Source organism: Blautia sp. CAG:237 (genome assembly GCF_000436615.1).
GTDB classification, from domain to species: domain Bacteria; phylum Bacillota; class Clostridia; order Lachnospirales; family Lachnospiraceae; genus Blautia_A; species Blautia_A intestinihominis.
The window spans coordinates 1-18,735 of the sequence record NZ_FR886735.1 but is presented as its reverse complement, the minus strand read 5'-3'; the positions used below and the strand labels follow the sequence as shown (position 1 = coordinate 18,735).

Genomic DNA, 18,735 nt, shown 5'->3' with positions numbered 1-18,735 from the left:
AGAGACCATCGCAGCCATAGGCTGCGTGCTCTCCCATTTTTTATTAACTTTATTCAAACCAACACCCAGGGCGACGCGCGCGACACGCGCACGCCCGTCCCCACGCCAAAACCGCGTGGCCAAGGAGGGGGTTCTTAGGGGGAGCTTCGGCCTTCGCAGACTCTGAGATGCTCCCCCTAAGGGTTTTCTTTTTTCCAAAAACTAATTTTTATTCAAATTTTTAACAGCCGTAGAAAGCATCAATTTTATACGATTCAGCTGGTTAACTTCACTCGCACCCGGATCATAATCAATTGCCACAATATTAGCCTCCGGATGCTCCCTCCGGATCTCCTTGATAACACCTTTACCCACAATATGGTTCGGCAGACATGCAAACGGCTGGATACATACGATGTTCGGTACACCGCCATGGATCAGTTCCATCATCTCGCCGGTCAGGAACCATCCTTCACCGGTCTGGTTTCCAGGAGAAACGATCGGTTCTGCCATCTTTGCCAGATCTGCAATATCGGCAGACGGAGTAAAATGGCGGCTCTGTGCCAGAGCTTCATTCATAGGTTTACGCAGCCATTCAATTGCCTTGATTCCCCAGTTTGCGATCGTTGCTTTATTTTTCTTGAATCCAAGGAACTCACATTTGAAGTTCTGGTTGTAGAAACAATAATTGATAAAGTCGATCAGATCCGGGCAGACTGCCTCGGCACCTTCTGCTTCCAGAAGTTCTGCCAGATGATTGTTCGCAGCCGGAAGGAACTTGACAAGGATCTCACCAACAATACCAACTCTCGGCTTCTTCTCACCGGTGATCGGGATCATATCAAACTCATGTACCATCTCATGGCACATCTTCTTGAACTGGCTGTGGCTGACACTGCTTCCCGTCAGGAAGGAGATCACCCTCTGCTCCCAGATCTTATGCTTACGGTTGACGATTCCCTCTTCCACCTCATACGGACGCATGCGGTAAACGCATTTCATCAGGATATCTCCAAACACTGCACCATAGCATACTCGCTTGATCAGTGGAAGCGTCAGCTTGAATCCCGGATTGCTTTCCAGACCACTTAAGTTGATGGAAATAACCGGAACCTGCTCCATGCCGGTCTTCTTGAGTGCACGGCGGATAAATGCGATATAGTTGGACGCACGGCATCCACCACCTGTCTGAGACATGATGACAGCCGTTTTGTTCAGGTCATACTTGCCGGAAAGAAGCGCATCCATAACCTGTCCGACTACCATCAGAGACGGATAGCAGGCATCATTATTTACATATTTCAGTCCCACATCGACTGCATGCTTATTATCATTCGGAAGGACTTCCAGATGATATCCACAGGTATTAAATGCAGCCTGCAGGATTCCGAAATGGAACGGTGACATCTGCGGGCAGAGGATCGTATAATCCTTACGCATCTGCTTGGTAAATACAACCTTCTCGATAGAAGACGGTTTGATCTCACGCTCTTTATGCTGTGCATCTTTTGCACGGAGTGCTGCCAGCAGGGAACGTACACGGATCCTTGCCGCTCCAAGGTTATTCACCTCATCGATCTTCAGGCAGGTATAGATCTTGCCGCTGCCATCGAGGATCTCATAAACCTCATCTGTTGTAACCGCATCCAGACCACATCCAAAGGAATTGAGCTGGATCAGATCCAGATTATCCTGTTTTTTGACAAAGTTTGCTGCCGCATACAGACGGGAATGATACATCCACTGGTCATTGACACGGATTGGACGCTCTACTTCTGCAAGATGAGAAATAGAATCCTCTGTAAATACCGCAATACCATAACTGTTGATCAGATCCGGGATACCATGATGGATTTCAGGGTCGATGTGATACGGACGGCCTGCAAGGACGATTCCTCTTCGTCCGGTATCCTTAAGGTACTGAAGAGTCTCCTCGCCCTTTTTCTGCACATCTTTACGTGCCTGGGCAAGTTCTTCCCATGCCGCATGAGCTGCTGCCTTTACTTCCTCTGCCGGAATATCCTTAAATACCTGTACCAGACGGTCTGTCAGGATCGCTTCGGTCGTAAATGCCATAAACGGATTCATAAACTTGATGCTCGGATCTTTGAGCTCATCCACATTGTTCTTGATGTTTTCTGCATAAGAAGTAACGATCGGGCAGTTATAATGGTTGACTGCATCCGGGAACTCATTTCGTTCATACGGAACACAAGGATAGAAAATAAATTTCACACCTTTTTTGATCAGCCAGCTCACATGACCATGTGCCAGCTTCGCCGGATAACACTCTGATTCACTCGGGATGGACTCAATGCCAAGCTCGTAGAGCTTTCTGGTAGAAGTCGGCGAAAGCACCACTTCATATTTCAGTTTGGTAAAGAATGTATACCAGAACGGATAATTCTCAAACATGTTCAGGACACGCGGGATACCCACCTGTCCCCTGATTGCCTGATCCGGGCTTAACGGCTCATAGGAAAACAGTCTCTTGTATTTATATTCATAAAGGTTCGGCACATGATCCTTGTTTTTCTCTTTGCCGATACCTCTCTCACAGCGGTTTCCACTGATGAACTGACGGCCGCCGGTAAATTTATTGATGGTCAGACGGCAGTTATTGGTACATCCGCGGCAGTTTGCCATAGATGTTGTATATTTCAGCTCATTGATCTTGTCAATGGAAAGCATTGTTGTCTTTTTGCCCGTCTCATAACGCTCTCTCGCGATCAGAGCCGCACCAAACGCACCCATGATACCTGCGATATCCGGACGGATCGCTTCACAGCTTGCGATCTTCTCAAAGCTTCGGAGTACCGCATCATTATAAAAAGTACCACCCTGTACAACGATATGCCTGCCAAGTTCTGTCGCATCAGAAACCTTGATAACCTTGTAAAGCGCGTTCTTGATAACAGAGTACGCAAGACCTGCGGAAATATCAGATACCTCCGCGCCCTCTTTTTGCGCCTGTTTTACCTTGGAGTTCATAAATACGGTACAGCGTGTTCCAAGGTCGATTGGATGCTGTGCAAAAAGCGCTGCCTTCGCAAAATCCTGCACACTGTAGTTCAGAGATTTCGCAAAAGTCTCGATAAAGGAACCACAGCCGGAAGAACATGCCTCATTTAACTGTACGCTGTCTACGGTCTGGTTCTTGATCTTGATACACTTCATATCCTGACCACCGATGTCCAGGATACAGTCTACTTCCGGATCAAAAAATGCTGCTGCATAGTAATGAGATACAGTCTCAACCTCTCCCTCATCCAGAAGAAGCGCTGCCTTTATAAGAGCCTCACCATAACCGGTAGAGCATGCATAGGCGATATTTGCGCCTTCCGGAAGTTTGGAATAGATTTCCTGGATAGAACGGATTGCTGTCTTGAGCGGGCTTCCGTTGTTATTACTGTAGAAGGAATAAAGAAGGCTTCCATCCTCTCCTACCAGTGCAGTCTTTGTCGTGGTAGATCCGGCATCGATACCAAGATAGCAGTTACCCTTATAGCTTGCCAGATCGCCTGTTGCAACTTTGTAAGAAGACTGGCGTTTGTTAAATGCTTCGTAATCTTCCTCTGTCGCAAACAACGGCTCCATACGCTCTACTTCGAAGTCAAGCTTGATTGAATGACGCAGTCTGTCTTTAAGATCTGTCAGGGAAACCGTCACATCTTTCTTCGCATTCAGTGCAGAACCAATCGCAGCAAAAAGATGAGAATTCTCCGGAACGATCGTATGCTCATCATCCAGTTTCAGAGTTCTGATAAACGCCGTCTTGAGCTCGGAAAGGAAATGCAGAGGACCGCCAAGGAATGCTACATGACCACGAATCGGTTTACCGCAGGCAAGACCGGAAATCGTCTGGTTTACAACTGCCTGGAAAATAGATGCAGACAGGTCTTCCTTCGTTGCGCCCTCGTTGATCAGCGGCTGGATATCCGTCTTTGCAAATACACCGCAGCGGGCAGCGATCGGATAAAGTGCTTTGTAATTTTTTGCATATTCATTCAGACCGGTAGCATCTGTCTGAAGCAGGGATGCCATCTGGTCGATAAAGGAACCTGTACCTCCGGCACAGATACCGTTCATTCGCTGTTCAATGTTTCCACCCTCAAAATAGATGATCTTGGCATCCTCACCGCCAAGCTCAATCGCAACATCTGTCTGCGGTGCGATCTTCTGCAAAGAAGTAGAAACCGCGATAACCTCCTGCACGAACGGGATTTCCAGATGGTTCGCAAGTGTCAGACCACCAGAACCTGTGATCACCGGGCAGAGTGTCATCTCTCCAAGTTTTGCATGGGCTTTCTCCAACAGATCAGCCAGTGTTTCCTGGATGTTTGCAAAATGACGTTCGTAATCTGCAAACAGAAGCTGATCGTTTTCATCAAGAATCGCAATCTTTACTGTAGTAGATCCGATATCAATTCCCAATGTGTATGTATTCAATAAATCGACCTCCTCGTCATAAAACTGTATATATACAGATATGAATGTGTAACGTGTTCTTTCTTATTAAAAAGTGTTTTTTCAAATCGAATTCCGTAACATTATACGACAAAGTTTTACAAATGACAATGACCAACTTCAAGAATTTGTTACTCTCCTGCCCGAGTAGCAGAAAAAAAGCACCTCCGAAACCATGTCCGAAAATGCTTTTGATCCTGAATATTATATTTTATGTCATATCCTTTTATCTGTGGAATCTGTTTGCGATCCTTACCAGATAAGCGCCGCCCGGCATTCTGGAAAGGCGCTCGGAAGCAGTCTTGTCAACCAGAATATAAGCCAGGAAATACGCTGTCGCTGCCAGAACGATGGATACGCCAAGGCAGATAAAGTTTGACGGCAGGATCACATGCAGTCCGTAGTATACAGCACCTGCCACAACACCCATGACAACCGATGCAAGGATCGGGCTTACATAGGCTGCCTTCCACGGATTCTTATAATCCAGATATTTTTTCATAAAGAAATCATTCATCACGCAGACAACGACCGCATAGACGATCATCGCCACCAGAAGCGCATAAATGCCAAGATCTGTAAACATCAAAAGTAATACGACCACGATCACATCGACCAAAAGCGCCACTGCTGCAGTCATCATCGGGATCTTCGGCTTGCCGATACCCTGAAGGACACCATTGGAAATGTTTGACATTCCATTCAGAAGAATCGTAAAGGATCCAAGCAGCAGGAGTTTTCCTGCCACACCGTTTGTTCCGCCAAAAAGCAGAGACACGATCGGCTGTGCAAGCACGGCAAGTCCGACTGCACACGGAATGGAAATAAACATAGAAAGCTGGACTGTCTGGTCAACTCTCCTTCTGGTCTCGTCAATGTCACCCGTCGCATACAGGGCAGAAACCTCCGGTATCATGGATGTCGGAGCTGCACTGGAAAGTGTCAGCGGGATGTTGATGATACTCATAAAATAAGTCGCATATTCTGCATAAAGCATACTGATCGTATCGGAATCCACGCCATGTTTTCCCATGATCTCGGAATACAGGACACCATTGAGATAACCATTGATATTGTAAATAAAAGAACTCAGGATAATCGGAGAAACGATCAGGATGATCAGTTTCAGAATCTCACCATAAGTTTCCTCTTCATGGTAATGATCTCCTGCCACTCTTCTCTTGATAGCTCTGCGGTTGACTCCGTATACAAGGAGCATAAAGATCAGCGCAGTTACAACACCTGCAGTCGTTCCCACAGTAGAACCGGCTGCTCCCCATTTTGCGACACTTCCATCACTGCCGTCTGCAAAATATTTGATAAACATCCATGCAGCGATCAGGCTGACTGCCGCATTAAAGATCTGTTCCAGGATCTGTGAGATGGAAGTCGGCATCATATTTCGGTATGCCTGGAAATATCCTCTGTACACACCAAGGATTCCGGAAAGGAAGATCGTTGGAGACAGGATCTGGAGTGCCAGCACGGCATTCGGCTGGTTGCTCGGGATGATGAATCTCGCCCCAAACAAGCATACCAGTGCCACGATCCCGCCTATGATCGCAGCGTAGATCAGGGATCCGCGAAAGATCTTCTGTGCATTTTTGTAATCTTTTAAAGCAATCCTCTCGGAGATCAGTTTGGAAACTGCCTGCGGGATACTGAAAGAAGCGATCATCAGAAGGATCATGTAGGCATTCTGTGCAAGGCTGATATAGCCCATGCCCATATTTCCTACAATAGAAGAAAGCGGGCTCTTATATAATAATCCGATGACCTTGGAAATCATTGCCGCGATCATCAGAAAGGACGCGTTTTTGACTAAATTGTTCTTCTGACTCATTTTTACTCCTTATTTTCCTGTTCTGCTTTATTTTCGATCTGCCAGTCGATCGGGTCCAGTCCGTTCTGAACCAGAAATTCATTTGTCTTACTGAAATGATGGCATCCGAAAAATCCCCTGTACGCGGACAGCGGGCTTGGGTGCGGTGCCTCCAGGATCAGATGCTTCGGATTGTTGAGCATGGATTTCTTCATCTGTGCCGGACGTCCCCAGAGAAGGAAAACGATCGGACGGTCCTGCTCATTCAAGATCCGAATCGCAGCATCGGTAAACTGCTCCCATCCGATCCCACGGTGGGAATTTGCCTGATGTGCGCGGACAGTCAAAACGGTGTTCAGCATAAGCACGCCCTGCTTTGCCCATTTTTCCAGATATCCATTGTCCGGGATATAGCATCCCAGATCATCGTGTAATTCCTGATAAATATTCACCAGTGACGGCGGAACCTCGACATCCCTTTTGACAGAAAAGCACAGTCCGTGCGCCTGTCCGTCATTGTGGTACGGGTCTTGTCCAAGAATCACGACCTTCACCTGGCTCAGCGGTGTAAAATGAAATGCATTGAACATATCATCTGCCGGAGGAAAGATCTTCCGTGTCTGATACTCCTGCATAACTGTCTTATATAATTTTGCATAATATGGCTGATGGAATTCATCCTTTAATGCTTCCAGCCATTCTCCCGATAAAGGAGCCATGTATTATCACCTCTTATCTTCGAACGGAAATCCCTCTCTCTGCCAGATAATCCTTCACCTGACGGATCTCCAATTCTTTGTAATGGAATAAAGATGCTGCCAGCGCGGCATCTGCACCGCCCTCTGTCAGTGCATCATAAAAATGTTCCAGAGTTCCTGCACCGCCAGATGCAATGACCGGAATAGAAACTGCGTCTGCGATCGCTCTGGTCAGTTCAATATCGTATCCTGCTTTGGTCCCGTCACAGTCCATGCTGGTAAGAAGGATCTCACCTGCACCGAGACGCTCGACCTTTTCGGCCCATTCAATGGCATCAATGCCGGTATCCAGACGTCCACCGTGTTTGTAGATGTTCCAGCCGCCGTCTTCTCTTCGTTTGGCATCAATCGCCACGACAACACACTGGCTTCCGAACTTCTCTGCTGCCTCTGTGATAAGCTCCGGACGGTCGATCGCTGCGGAATTGACAGAGATCTTGTCTGCACCCTCACGGAGAAGTTTCTTGAAATCGTCTACCGTACGGATACCGCCGCCGACGGTAAACGGAATAAATACATTTGCCGCAACCTGACGCACCATATCCACAACCGTGTCACGTTCTTCACAGGATGCTGTGATATCCAGAAAAACAAGCTCATCTGCACCGGCTGCATCGTAAGCTTTGGCGATCTCCACAGGATCTCCCGCATCTTTGAGATCTACAAAATTAACGCCCTTTACCACACGTCCGTTGTTTACATCCAGACAGGGAATGATTCTCTTTGTAAACATATCAGTTCCCCTCCTTCTCAAGTTTCGCAAAGTTTTCGAGGATCTTAAGTCCGTACTTGCTGCTCTTTTCCGGATGGAACTGGCAGGCAAATACATTGTCCTTCTCGACAGAAGCATGGATCGTTGTGCTGTACTCAGTCACTGCCTTCACGATCTGCGGATCTTCTGCCTGGAGATAATAGGAATGTACAAAATATACATGGGTATCTTCCGGGATATCCTTAAACAGTCTTCCGTTATTCTGAAGGTGCAGGGAATTCCATCCCATGTGCGGGATCTTGAGTCCCGGAGATGGCGGAATACGCAAGATCTTGCCTTTAAGGATCCCAAGTCCTTCTACACCCGGTGTCTCTTCGCTGCTTTCAAATAAAAGCTGTAATCCAAGACAAATCCCAAGAAACGGGGTTCCTTTCTTTATCATGTCCTGGATCACCGGAACCAAACCATATTTATGTAAGTTTTCCATTGCTTCGCCGAAGCTTCCAACTCCCGGAAGGATCACTTTGTCTGCCCGAAGGAGCACCTGCGGGTCACGGGATACAACGGTTTCTTCGCCAAGGTAGGCAAGTGCTTTCTCCACACTTTTGATGTTTCCTGCATCGTAATCGATAATACCTATCATTCGTATCTCACATCCTGTCTTTATTCATGTTGATCATCATGTCCAAGTATACCGCAAAAAGAAGCAGATGCAAAGTGGTTTCTTTACATCTGCTTCTTTTTTAATCATTTTTGCGGTCGAGCGTAAACCAGAACTCTACGCCATTGTCATAATTCTGTACACCATACTGCTGGTGCAGGCCTTCCATGATGGCTTTTACGATAGAAAGCCCGATACCACTTCCACCGTATTCTCTGGTCCTTGCCTTGTCCACTTTGTAAAATTTATTCCACAGTTTCGGAACATCCTCCTCCGGGATCGGTGTTCCTGTGTTAAATACAGTCACTCTGACACGGTCATCCTCCGGGATCACACGGATCTCGATCTCCTTCTCACCGTTCAGATGATTCAGTGCGTTGCTGGTATAGTTCGTCACAACTTCCTCGATCTTGAACTCATCTGCCCAGACATAGACCGGCTCTGATGCCTCGAAACTTACCTTCGCTTCTTTCTGCTGGATCATGATATCCATGGACTGCAGTACTCCGCGGATCAGACTTACGATATCAAATCTCTCCATGGAAACTTCATCCCTGCCGGATTCCAGCTGGTTCAGAGTCAGAAGGTTCTTAACCAGCTTATTCATCTTGGCCGCTTCATCCATGATGACATCGCAGTAAAATTCCCTGCTCTCCGGGTCATCTGAAATATTTTCCTTCAGTCCCTCGGCATATCCCTGTACCAGTGCGATCGGGGTCTTGAGTTCATGAGAGACGTTGTTCAGGAACTCCTGACGCATCTGGTCGATCTTTTCTTTATTCTCAATATCCTTGAGCAGCTGATTGTTCGCCGATTTCAGTTCGGAGATCGTCTTCTCAAGCTGTTCAGACATGCGGTTGAAGTTCTCTCCAAGCTCATCGATCTCATTGCCCGCCTGGCTATGATATTTCGCATCAAAATCCAGTTCACTCATCTTGGTAGAAAGCTGTGTCAGTTCACTGATCGGCTTTGTGATACGCTTCGTGATCACCCAAACCACCAGTCCGCTGAGAGCAATAATCCCAAGTCCCACATAGAAATAAAAACTGTTGGAGATCGCGACACTCTCCCGGATACTCTCAAGCGGAGTACGGATCAGGAAATAGCATCCATTCCCCAGTTCTCCCCAGCTCTCCACATATTCCATTCTGGCAAAGCGGTCACTGACCTGCTGGATCACATAATTGTCATTTTTCTGGAGAACTTTCTCCTTGTTCTTCTTCTGATCAAGATCGTATACATATCCGACCAGTCTGGCCTGCAGAAGATCCTCATTGCTTCCAACAGAACAGATCGTCTGTCCGTCTGCTGTGACCATGACCCAGGTAAGGTTGTTCTCAGAACAGTCCTTGAACATCTCATCCGAGACTTCCGCACTGCTGTTTCCATCGGAATCTGTCTCAACCTCAAGGTTCTCCAGCTTCTCTACCGCTTCCTTCAGCACTTCTGTCTTGCGGCTGATATAATAATGTTCCAGGAATAACCCATTGATCAGGGTGATCACGACCATAGAAAGAAGAAGCAGTCCAATAAACAGGACTGCTATCTGTCGGCGCAGCGGATGGAACTTCCTGTTCTTCCGCTTCTTATCTGAATCTTTGTGGAAAAATCTCATTGTTCATCCACCTCAAATTTGTAACCCATTCCCCAGACAGTCTTGATATATTCTCCCTTCGCACCCATCTTGCTTCTCAGCTTCTTGACGTGCGTATCAATCGTTCTGGCATCGCCGAAATAATCATAATTCCATACAGAATTCAAGATCTTCTCTCTGGAAAGAGCGATCCCCTGGTTCTCAAGGAAATAAGTCAGAAGTTCAAACTCCTTAAAGCTCAGTTCCATCGGCTCACCATCAACAGATGCCTGATGTGCCGCCTTGTCGATCACGATCCCTCCTGCCGACAGGACATCGCCTCCTACGTCCTGTCCGGTCCTTCGAAGGATCGCCTCCACTCTGGCGACCAGGATCTTCGGACTGAATGGTTTTGAAATGTATTCATCTACTCCGAGGTCAAATCCAAGGAGCTCGTCCCTCTCATCACCTCTCGCTGTCAGCATGATGATCGGCACCTTGGAATTCTTACGGATCTCCCTGCACACTTCCCATCCATCCATCTTTGGCATCATGACATCCAGAAGGATGAGGGCGATATCCTTTTCCTCGTAGAAAATATCCATTGCTTCTTCGCCGTCGCCTGCCTCAAGTACCTGGAAATTCTTCTTCTCCAGGAAATCTCTCACCAGCTTCCTCATACGGCTTTCATCATCTACTACAAGAATTTTCGGGGCTTCCATCTCTGATTCCTCCAATCAAAAAATTTCTTTTGTTGTATTTCAATGCTATCATCTTATCAGAGATTTATGTTTGTTTTGTGAACGATTTCAGGAATTCTGGTCCAGTTTCTCAGAAAATTCGTCTTTTTTCATTGGACGGTAGAAATAATATTCCTGAATATAATCACATCCATGTTCCTTAAGGAACTCTACCTGCTCTTTGGTCTCCGCACCCTCAGCCACTGTTCTGGCATCCAGTGCATGAGCTGCTTCTATGATCAGCGGGATCAGTTTCCTTGCTCTTGAGTTCGCTTCGATCTCTCTTGTAAAGGACATGTCGATCTTGAGAATATCGAAGGAAAATTTCTGCAACATATTAAAGGAAGAATAACCGCTTCCAAAATCATCCAGAAGGATCCAGGCTCCCTTTTCCTTGATCTTGTTGAGGACATTGCCGACATTCTCCTCGAGTGCCGCATAAGAAGTCTCGGTGATCTCAAAACGGATCAGTCTGGACGGGAATTCCGCATGCTCCAGGAAATCAATGATCTCCTCGATCAGTGTCTCATCATAAAAATCCATCCAGGAAAGGTTCATGGAAACAGGAACGACTTCCAGTCCCTTCTCATATCTGCCGCGGATATAGGCACGTACCTTCTGGAATACATAACGGTCAAGTTTGGAAATGGAACCATCCTCCTCCAGCTTCGGCACAAAGATCCCCGGGGAGATAAATCCCTTCTTCGGATGGATCCAGCGGATCAGAGCCTCCGCAGACATGATCTTGCCTGTCACAGAATCTACGATCGGCTGATAGTAGACTTCCAGTTCTTCGTTTGCGATCGCTTCCTCAAATTCTGTTGTGATCTCTGCATTGTCAATATATGCCATATCCATATTATGGTCAAAAACCGCATATGGCTTGAGATATTCATCCACAATGTACTGCTTCGCAAGTTTGGCACGGTCGATCATTCCGGAAACCGGCATCGGCTCGTCCTTAAGATAAAAGATACCGCATCTGCAGTGCACACGGATCTTCTTATTGCTGACATCAAAAACCTGATCACAGAAATCTGCCAGCTTCTCTCCGGAAATCCGGTCACGCTCTACAAAGCTCACAAAGTGGTCTGCTTCGATCCTGCCCACATAGATCGGTTTCAGGAAAGACTGCTCTATCTCATCATAGAGGCTGTCCAGGATATGGTCGCCTTCCTTGATTCCAAGTAGTTCATTGGTCGCCTTGAAACTCTTGATATTAAAAAATACGATCGCGTATTTGGATCTGTCCTCACAGTGATTCAGGAATTTCTCTACCATATAAATAAAGCCGCGGCGGTTATAGGCTCCCGTCAGATAGTCTCTGTACTCCTTCTCATGTGTGACGATCGCATTCTCGATACGATGACTTAAGATGCTTGTCACATAAGGAAGTCTGAAACAGTCGCAGACCCCAAGTCTGTATGCTCTCTTGACATCGGCAGTCAGGCTCGCGATCACGGCGATCACGGCAAATTCCTCCAGCCACATCTTCTCTCTCATGATCTCCAGAAGCTCATAGCCGTCAATATCCGGCATTTCCAGCTTCAGCAGCACCAGTTCCAGATTCCAGTGTTCCTTCTCAAGAATCTCGAGAGCTTCGCGACCGCTTCCAGCCAGCCTTATCTCATAAGTCTCTCCCAGAATATCGTTCAGCATTTCTCTGTTGATCTCTGAATTATCTACTACCAGAATCCTGGCACGCTGATGATATGTTCTACTCATTCTATAAATTCCTTCCCATTGGTAACTGATAGAATCACCTCATATACATTATTATCCAATTTTATACGTACAGTATAATATAATGATGGTTTGATTGCAATATCTGAAAATTCCTAAATCAACAAATTTTTCCGTTTTTGTTGCTTTCCCCACTGATTATCCAACAAATAGTAACTATTATCACAAAAAAAATACTGCCGCAGAGAAAAAGTATCCACAAAAATCAACATTTTCTCACGACAGTATTCTTGATTCTTATAAAAAACTTCCAAAAGATCCAGGTTATATTCTGAATGCTCAGCGTTTTACGTTAAAAGCTCCCATTCCCGGATATACAGCAGCACTTCCAAGTTCTTCTTCAATACGGAGAAGCTGGTTGTATTTTGCCACGCGCTCTGTACGGCTTGGTGCTCCTGTCTTGATCTGGCAGGTATTCAGTGCAACTGCAAGATCTGCGATCGTTGTATCTTCTGTCTCACCGGAACGATGAGAAGAAATTGCTGTATATCCTGCTTTATGTGCCATCTTGATCGCTTCAAGAGTTTCAGAAACAGAACCGATCTGGTTGAGTTTGATCAGAATAGAGTTTCCGCATCCAAGATCAATACCTTTCTTCAGACGCTCTGTATTGGTTACGAATAAATCGTCACCTACAAGCTGTACTTTTCCGCCAAGTTCTTTGGTCAGAAGCTGCCAGCCTTCCCAATCTTCTTCATCCAGGGCATCTTCGATAGAAATGATCGGATATTTCTCTACAAGCTGTTTCCAGTGCTGGATCAGACTTTCAGAAGTAAATTTGGTGCCTGCTTTCGGAAGGATGTACTCGCCCTTCTTCTCACCTTTCCATTCGCTGGAAGCTGCGTCCATGGCAAGCATGAAATCTTTGCCTGGCTCGTATCCTGCTTTTTCGATCGCTTTGAGGATGTACTGGATCGCTTCTTCATCACTTGCGAGGTTCGGTGCAAAACCACCTTCATCTCCTACGGAAGTAGCAAGTCCTTCTGCTTTAAGAAGTGCAGCAAGTGCATGGAAAACTTCTGCACACCAGCGCAGTGCTTCACGGAATGTAGGTGCTCCTACAGGCATGACCATAAACTCCTGCACGTCAACAGTATTTGCTGCATGAGCTCCACCGTTTAAGATATTCATCATCGGAACAGGAAGACGGTTTCCGGAAATTCCTCCAAGCAAACGATACAGCGGGATCTCCAGTGCAAGGGAAGCTGCTCTTGCTGTTGCGATAGAAACTGCAAGGATCGCATTGGCTCCAAGATTTGATTTGTCTTTTGTGCCGTCTGCCTCGATCATTGCCTTGTCTACTGCATAGATATCAGATGCATCCAGGCCAACGATCGCTTCGCTGATCTTTGTGTTGATGTTTTCTACTGCTTTCAAAACACCTTTTCCGAGATATCTTGCTTTGTCACCGTCGCGGAGTTCCAGTGCCTCAAATTCACCTGTAGATGCGCCGCTTGGTGCTGTTCCTCTTCCTACGGTACCGTCGATCAGGGTTACTTCTGCTTCTACTGTCGGATTTCCTCTGGAATCCATGATCTCACGGCCGATGACTTTTTCAATTTCCAAATAGTTCATGATCTTTTTACTCCTTGATCTGTAGATTTATGCCAGTGCTTTTCCTAATGCTTTGCAGTTTTCTACTGCTTCATCGTCTGGTTCTTCCTGACAGATCACACCGTCTGCTACAAGAACAGCTCCGTCCTCTTTGCATTTAGCTTCCCAGTTGTGCATCCAGTCTCCATCGCCCCATCCGTAGGATCCGAAAAGACCGATCTTTTTGCCGGAGAGTTTTTCTTCACAGGAGCTGAACATTGGCTCGAACTCATCTTCTTCCAGTACTTCATCTCCCATAGCCGGGCATCCGAATGCGATTGCATCAAATTCGTCTACTTTTGCTGCCTCAAAGTCTGCTGTCTCAAATACAGTAACTTCTGCGCCTGCTTCTTTTGCTCCGTCTGCTACTGCATTTGCCATGCTCTCTGTGTTTCCTGTAGAACTCCAATATACAACTGCTACTTTACTCATATTCTTTTACCTGTCCTTTCTTGATCATGCTGCGACGGTGAGCTGAAGGATGCTTCTGCCATCGGCAAATAATTTCTGATAGATTTCTGAACATTTCTTCAGTTTCCGGAAGATCACCTGGGTCTTCTGCTCATCTCCGTAAACCTTCCAGATCCCACAGCACTTGTAATTTTTTCCCTTCTGTTCAATAAATCCTGTCACATCATCCAGAGGATATCCCAGGAACAGTCCCACCTCATGAGGGAAGCATTCATACTGAAAAAAGCGGTCCTGAAGTTTGCGAAGACAGCAGTCCGTTCCCCGGCATTCGTATCCACAGGTCTGAAGGATGTTCTCGGCTCCTTCCCTGTTCAGATCAGCTTCCAGCTTGTTTTTCCGGTAGACGTAGATCAGTGCTCTCTTCTCGCCTGTTCTCAGTATTTCCACATAAACCCCTTTTCCATTCAGCTTACGGTTTTCTTCCTGTATCTCTCTTGGCAGATCCTCCATATCATCCGGCAGATAGTTAAACATATTTGCCGTTTTTATCCCTGCAAGCGTCGGAGCGCAATGCGCAACAATACCTGATTCTAACATTTGGTTACCTCCATCTCGCTCATGATGCTTCCTGCAAGGAAAAAGGATTTACTGATTCTCGCTTTTGCGCGCAGGAAATAGATTAGTTTTAACTAACTTAGCTTTTAAATTTTACGGATATGTCTCCATACCCGTAAAATATTACGCTCTTGGTTAGAACTAACTAACTGAGATGATAGTACTATATTTCACCTGTGCTGTCAAGAGTTTTTTGCATTTAACTTTTTATTTTTTCAGCTATTTTTTAAAGGACAGATTTCATGGAATCCATACCGATCAGCAGTGTGGATGTATTGTGAAGAAGTGCAGACATTGTCGGCTGGATCACGCCTGTCACACCGAGTGCGATCAGGGTTCCGTTGATACCCATGATACGTCTGTAGTTCTTGTGGATCTTGGTCATCAGACCGTTGCTGATCTCTTTGAGTGTGACCATAACAGACAGATCATCTGCGCCGATCGTGATATCGGAGATCTCTCTTGCAAGTTCTGCACCATCACTGATCGCGATTCCGACATCTGCAGCGGAAAGTGCCGGTGAATCGTTGATCCCATCGCCGACCATCAGGACTTTGTGTCCGCTTTCTCTTGCTTCCTCGATAAATCTTGCCTTGTCTTCCGGAAGTACTTCAGAATAATATTTGTCTACACCGACTCTGGCTGCGATCGCTTTGGCTGTACGGTCGCTGTCGCCTGTCATCATGACGATCTGTGTAAATCCTGCTTCATGCAGTTTGCGGATCACTTCCGGTGCCTCCGGACGCAGCGGATCTTCGATGCAGATAACAGCTGCCAGCTCACCCTCGATACCAAGATACAGGTGAGAGTATTCCGGCGGAAGACTTGCAAATTCTTCTTCTTTGCCCTCCGGGATCGTGCACTTCTCATCTTCGAATACGAAGTGATGGCTTCCGATGATGGCTTTTCTTCCATCTACAGTCGTGGAGATTCCGTGTGCTACGATATATTCTACTTTAGAGTGCATTTCTTCATGAGTCAGGCCGCGGTCCTTAGCCGCATCCATGACTGCTTTTGCCATAGAATGTGGGAAATGCTCTTCCATGCAGGCTGCAAGACGAAGAAGATCATCCTTGGACTCGCCGTTAAAGGAAACAACGTCTACTACCGTCGGTTTTGCCTTGGTCAATGTTCCTGTCTTATCAAATACGATGGTGTCTGCCTCAGCAACTGCCTCCAGGAATTTGCCGCCCTTGACTGTGATCTTGTGTGCATTTGCTTCGCGGATCGCTGCAAGCACGGAGATCGGCATTGCAAGTTTCAGAGCGCAGGAGAAGTCTACCATAAGGATAGACAGTGCCTTGGTCACGTTTCTGGTGAGCAGGTAGGTAAGTCCTGTTCCTGCAAGTGTGTACGGCACAAGGCTGTCTGCAAGATGTTCTGCCTTGCTCTCTACTGCTGATTTAAGTTTCTCGGTTTCTTCGATCATGGTAACGATCTTCTCAAACTTGGTGGAACCGGATGTTTCTTTGACACGGATGGTGATCTCACCTTCCTCAACAACAGTTCCTGCATATGCATAGCTTGCTTCGCGTTTTACAACCGGCATGGATTCTCCTGTAAGAGATGCCTGGTTGACCATTCCCTCTCCGGCTGTAACGATACCGTCGAATGGGATCACGGTTCCCATATGGATCTTGACTTCATCGCCAGGTTTGATCTGGTCAGAATTTACAAGGACTTCTCCGCCCTCTGTCACAAGCCATACTTTGCTTACATTGAGGGACATGCTTCTTGCCAGGTCGTCTACAGATTTCTTATGTGTCCAGTCCTCAAGGATCTCACCGAAGCCTAACAGGAACATAACGGAAGATGCTGTCGAGAAATCTCCACGGAAAATGGATACTCCGATCGCTGTTGCATCAAGTACGGATACTTCGATCTTGCGTTTTGCAAGAGTGCGGATACCCTTCCAAATATATTTCATAGAATGTAATGTGGTAAGTACAGTTCTGACCGGCATTGGAAGGAACAGCTTCTTGCCGTAATGAACCACAACATGATTTACCATTTTTTCCCAGTATTCGCTGTTCATCTCACGGCCGGAGTTCTGGAGATAGCTCTCCGGAGCCTCGGAAGCACCGTATGAAAACTTCTGTACCGCTTTCAGAATTGCCAGTTTATCTCCATTGTAGCAGATGACCGCATCCTGATTACGCTCTACTACTTTGACAGCCGTTACGCCTTCCAGGCCGCTGAGAAAATATTCGAGCTGATCTGCCTGGCGGCAGGTCATTCTCTTCTGGCAGATATGGATCCTGACTCTGCCTTTGATCTGATGCTCTATTTTGAATTTCATATAATCTTTCCTCGCATGTTTGTTAATAAAAAACACCTGCAGTGATTACCACAGGTGTTCTTTTTTGATATTTCTTACTCTTCTTCTGCAGTCTCTACAGTTTCTTCTGTGGTCTCTTCTACAGTTTCTTCCTCTGCTGCATCTTCAAAAGCTTCCTCTGCTGCGGCACGGTCTTCGTTGATCTGCTTAGCTTCTGCATAGATATCCTCTGCGTTTTCCTGAACCTTGGATACTGTCTTCATAACGCAGTCTTTGGCACGAAGAACGGCTGCTGTGCAGTTGGTATAAAGCTTCTTTGCATCCTTGCTGGAAAGTACTTTGATACCTGCTGTTCCGAATACTACTCCTGCTGCAAAAAGTCCGCTGTGTTTTGTGTTAAGTTTGATCATTATACTTATACCTCCTGTTGTAAAATTATTTACTAATTAATGTAGTGTATTTTATTGTCATCGGGATGATAGGTTTCTGTTCCGTCCCTTGACATTACAACCATTATAATATGCGTCAAATAAAAGTCCAGCCTAACTTGCACTTCTGAGAAATTTTCTCATTTATGTATAAAAATATAAGGGATTTTTTGATGGATTTTTATATACTTTCCTATGAAAAGGTGCATGGAAAGCGGTTATTCGCCGCTCTCCATTGAAACACTGCGTACCCGTCTGTCGTGCAGATATCCAAAAGATTCCATGCCTTTCTCGATCACCTGGCGCAGTTTCTCACCGTCCAGGCGGATGCTGGTGTAGTCATCCAGCTTGACACTGCAGATATGTACCGGGGATTCCTCATTGCAGATGCGGTAAGCGCGTTTCCTCTTGAGGGCACCGATCTCTTCCAGGAGATTGATCATGCGGTATATCGTAGCCATTCCGATGTTAGGATCTCTCTTTGATGCCAGAAAATAAATTTCCTTACAGCAGGTGCATTCCTCCTGCAGGATAATATCAAGTATGATTTTTCTCTGTTTTGTAATTCTGCAGCCAGCCTGGCGAAGTCTGTTCATGATCGCACTTCTCTGCATATTACTCCGCTGATACTGCTGATCACGGCAGGAATTCACTTCCGTTTCCATTTCGTCTTCAAAGATTATCTCTCTCAGTGCTTCCATTCTATCACTCCCGTCCGTTCAGTTAGTTCGATTCAACTATCAAAAGTTTACATCACCTAACCTTTTCTGTCAAGATTATTTTTTATCAGAAAGAAATTTAGTCGGAAATTTTGTCTTCCCCTTGACAACTGGAACTTTTATTGCATATAATAAGAAACAGTCAAAACAAGAGCATCGTCTGTTTACCAGTATTTCTAAGGAGGCTCAGCCTTCACCAAACGTTTGGGGCTTGTACTGGTTTCGACGGGGGCTTT

The 18,735-nt window shown here is 46.1% G+C and carries 14 protein-coding genes; all 14 read right to left on the bottom strand.

Going from position 1 to position 18,735, the window contains the following annotated elements; translation table 11 throughout:
• Positions 1-201 precede the first annotated feature (201 nt).
• The 14 genes from QZL69_RS07305 to QZL69_RS07240 all read right to left on the bottom strand — a co-directional run bounded on the left by QZL69_RS07305 (position 202) and on the right by QZL69_RS07240 (position 18,481).
• Positions 202-4,428: a 2-hydroxyacyl-CoA dehydratase gene (locus QZL69_RS07305; protein ID WP_022214564.1), complete on the bottom strand. Its 4,227-nt coding sequence runs from the start codon at positions 4,426-4,428 to the stop codon at positions 202-204.
• A gap of 244 nt (positions 4,429-4,672) precedes the next feature.
• On the bottom strand, positions 4,673-6,289 hold the full coding sequence (locus QZL69_RS07300; protein WP_022214563.1) for a putative polysaccharide biosynthesis protein: 1,617 nt from the start codon (positions 6,287-6,289) through the stop codon (positions 4,673-4,675).
• Positions 6,290-6,291: 2 nt separating this feature from the next.
• Positions 6,292-6,987, bottom strand: coding sequence for a uracil-DNA glycosylase (gene ung / locus QZL69_RS07295; RefSeq protein WP_022214562.1), 696 nt, complete (start codon positions 6,985-6,987; stop codon positions 6,292-6,294).
• Between the two features lie 13 nt (positions 6,988-7,000).
• Positions 7,001-7,759: an imidazole glycerol phosphate synthase subunit HisF gene (gene hisF / locus QZL69_RS07290; RefSeq protein WP_022214561.1), complete on the bottom strand. Its 759-nt coding sequence runs from the start codon at positions 7,757-7,759 to the stop codon at positions 7,001-7,003.
• Position 7,760: 1 nt separating this feature from the next.
• Entirely contained in the window at positions 7,761-8,381 is a 621-nt protein-coding gene (hisH, locus tag QZL69_RS07285) for an imidazole glycerol phosphate synthase subunit HisH (protein ID WP_022214560.1), read from the bottom strand.
• Between the two features lie 100 nt (positions 8,382-8,481).
• A complete protein-coding gene (locus QZL69_RS07280; protein ID WP_022214559.1) occupies positions 8,482-10,014 on the bottom strand; it encodes a sensor histidine kinase in 1,533 nt (510 codons plus the stop codon).
• On the bottom strand, positions 10,011-10,694 hold the full coding sequence (locus QZL69_RS07275; RefSeq protein WP_022214558.1) for a response regulator transcription factor: 684 nt from the start codon (positions 10,692-10,694) through the stop codon (positions 10,011-10,013). The genes QZL69_RS07280 and QZL69_RS07275 overlap by 4 nt, the downstream gene beginning before the upstream one ends.
• An 87-nt stretch (positions 10,695-10,781) precedes the next feature.
• Complete coding sequence (locus QZL69_RS07270; RefSeq protein WP_022214557.1) at positions 10,782-12,437, bottom strand: EAL domain-containing response regulator; 1,656 nt, start codon at positions 12,435-12,437, stop codon at positions 10,782-10,784.
• Between the two features lie 297 nt (positions 12,438-12,734).
• Positions 12,735-14,030, bottom strand: a complete 1,296-nt coding sequence (eno, locus tag QZL69_RS07265) for a phosphopyruvate hydratase (protein ID WP_022214556.1) — start codon at positions 14,028-14,030, stop codon at positions 12,735-12,737.
• A 27-nt stretch (positions 14,031-14,057) separates the two neighbouring features.
• On the bottom strand, positions 14,058-14,480 hold the full coding sequence (locus QZL69_RS07260; protein ID WP_022214555.1) for a flavodoxin: 423 nt from the start codon (positions 14,478-14,480) through the stop codon (positions 14,058-14,060).
• Between the two features lie 24 nt (positions 14,481-14,504).
• Positions 14,505-15,056, bottom strand: coding sequence for a DUF3793 family protein (locus QZL69_RS07255; protein WP_022214554.1), 552 nt, complete (start codon positions 15,054-15,056; stop codon positions 14,505-14,507).
• A gap of 244 nt (positions 15,057-15,300) precedes the next feature.
• Entirely contained in the window at positions 15,301-17,373 is a 2,073-nt protein-coding gene (locus tag QZL69_RS07250) for a heavy metal translocating P-type ATPase (protein ID WP_022214553.1), read from the bottom strand.
• Positions 17,374-17,447: 74 nt separating this feature from the next.
• Positions 17,448-17,762 (bottom strand): DUF6110 family protein, encoded by a 315-nt coding sequence (locus QZL69_RS07245; protein WP_022214552.1) that lies wholly within the window; start codon positions 17,760-17,762, stop codon positions 17,448-17,450.
• Between the two features lie 236 nt (positions 17,763-17,998).
• A complete protein-coding gene (locus QZL69_RS07240) occupies positions 17,999-18,481 on the bottom strand; it encodes a transcriptional repressor (protein ID WP_022214551.1) in 483 nt (160 codons plus the stop codon).
• Between the last annotated feature and the right edge of the window lie 254 nt (positions 18,482-18,735).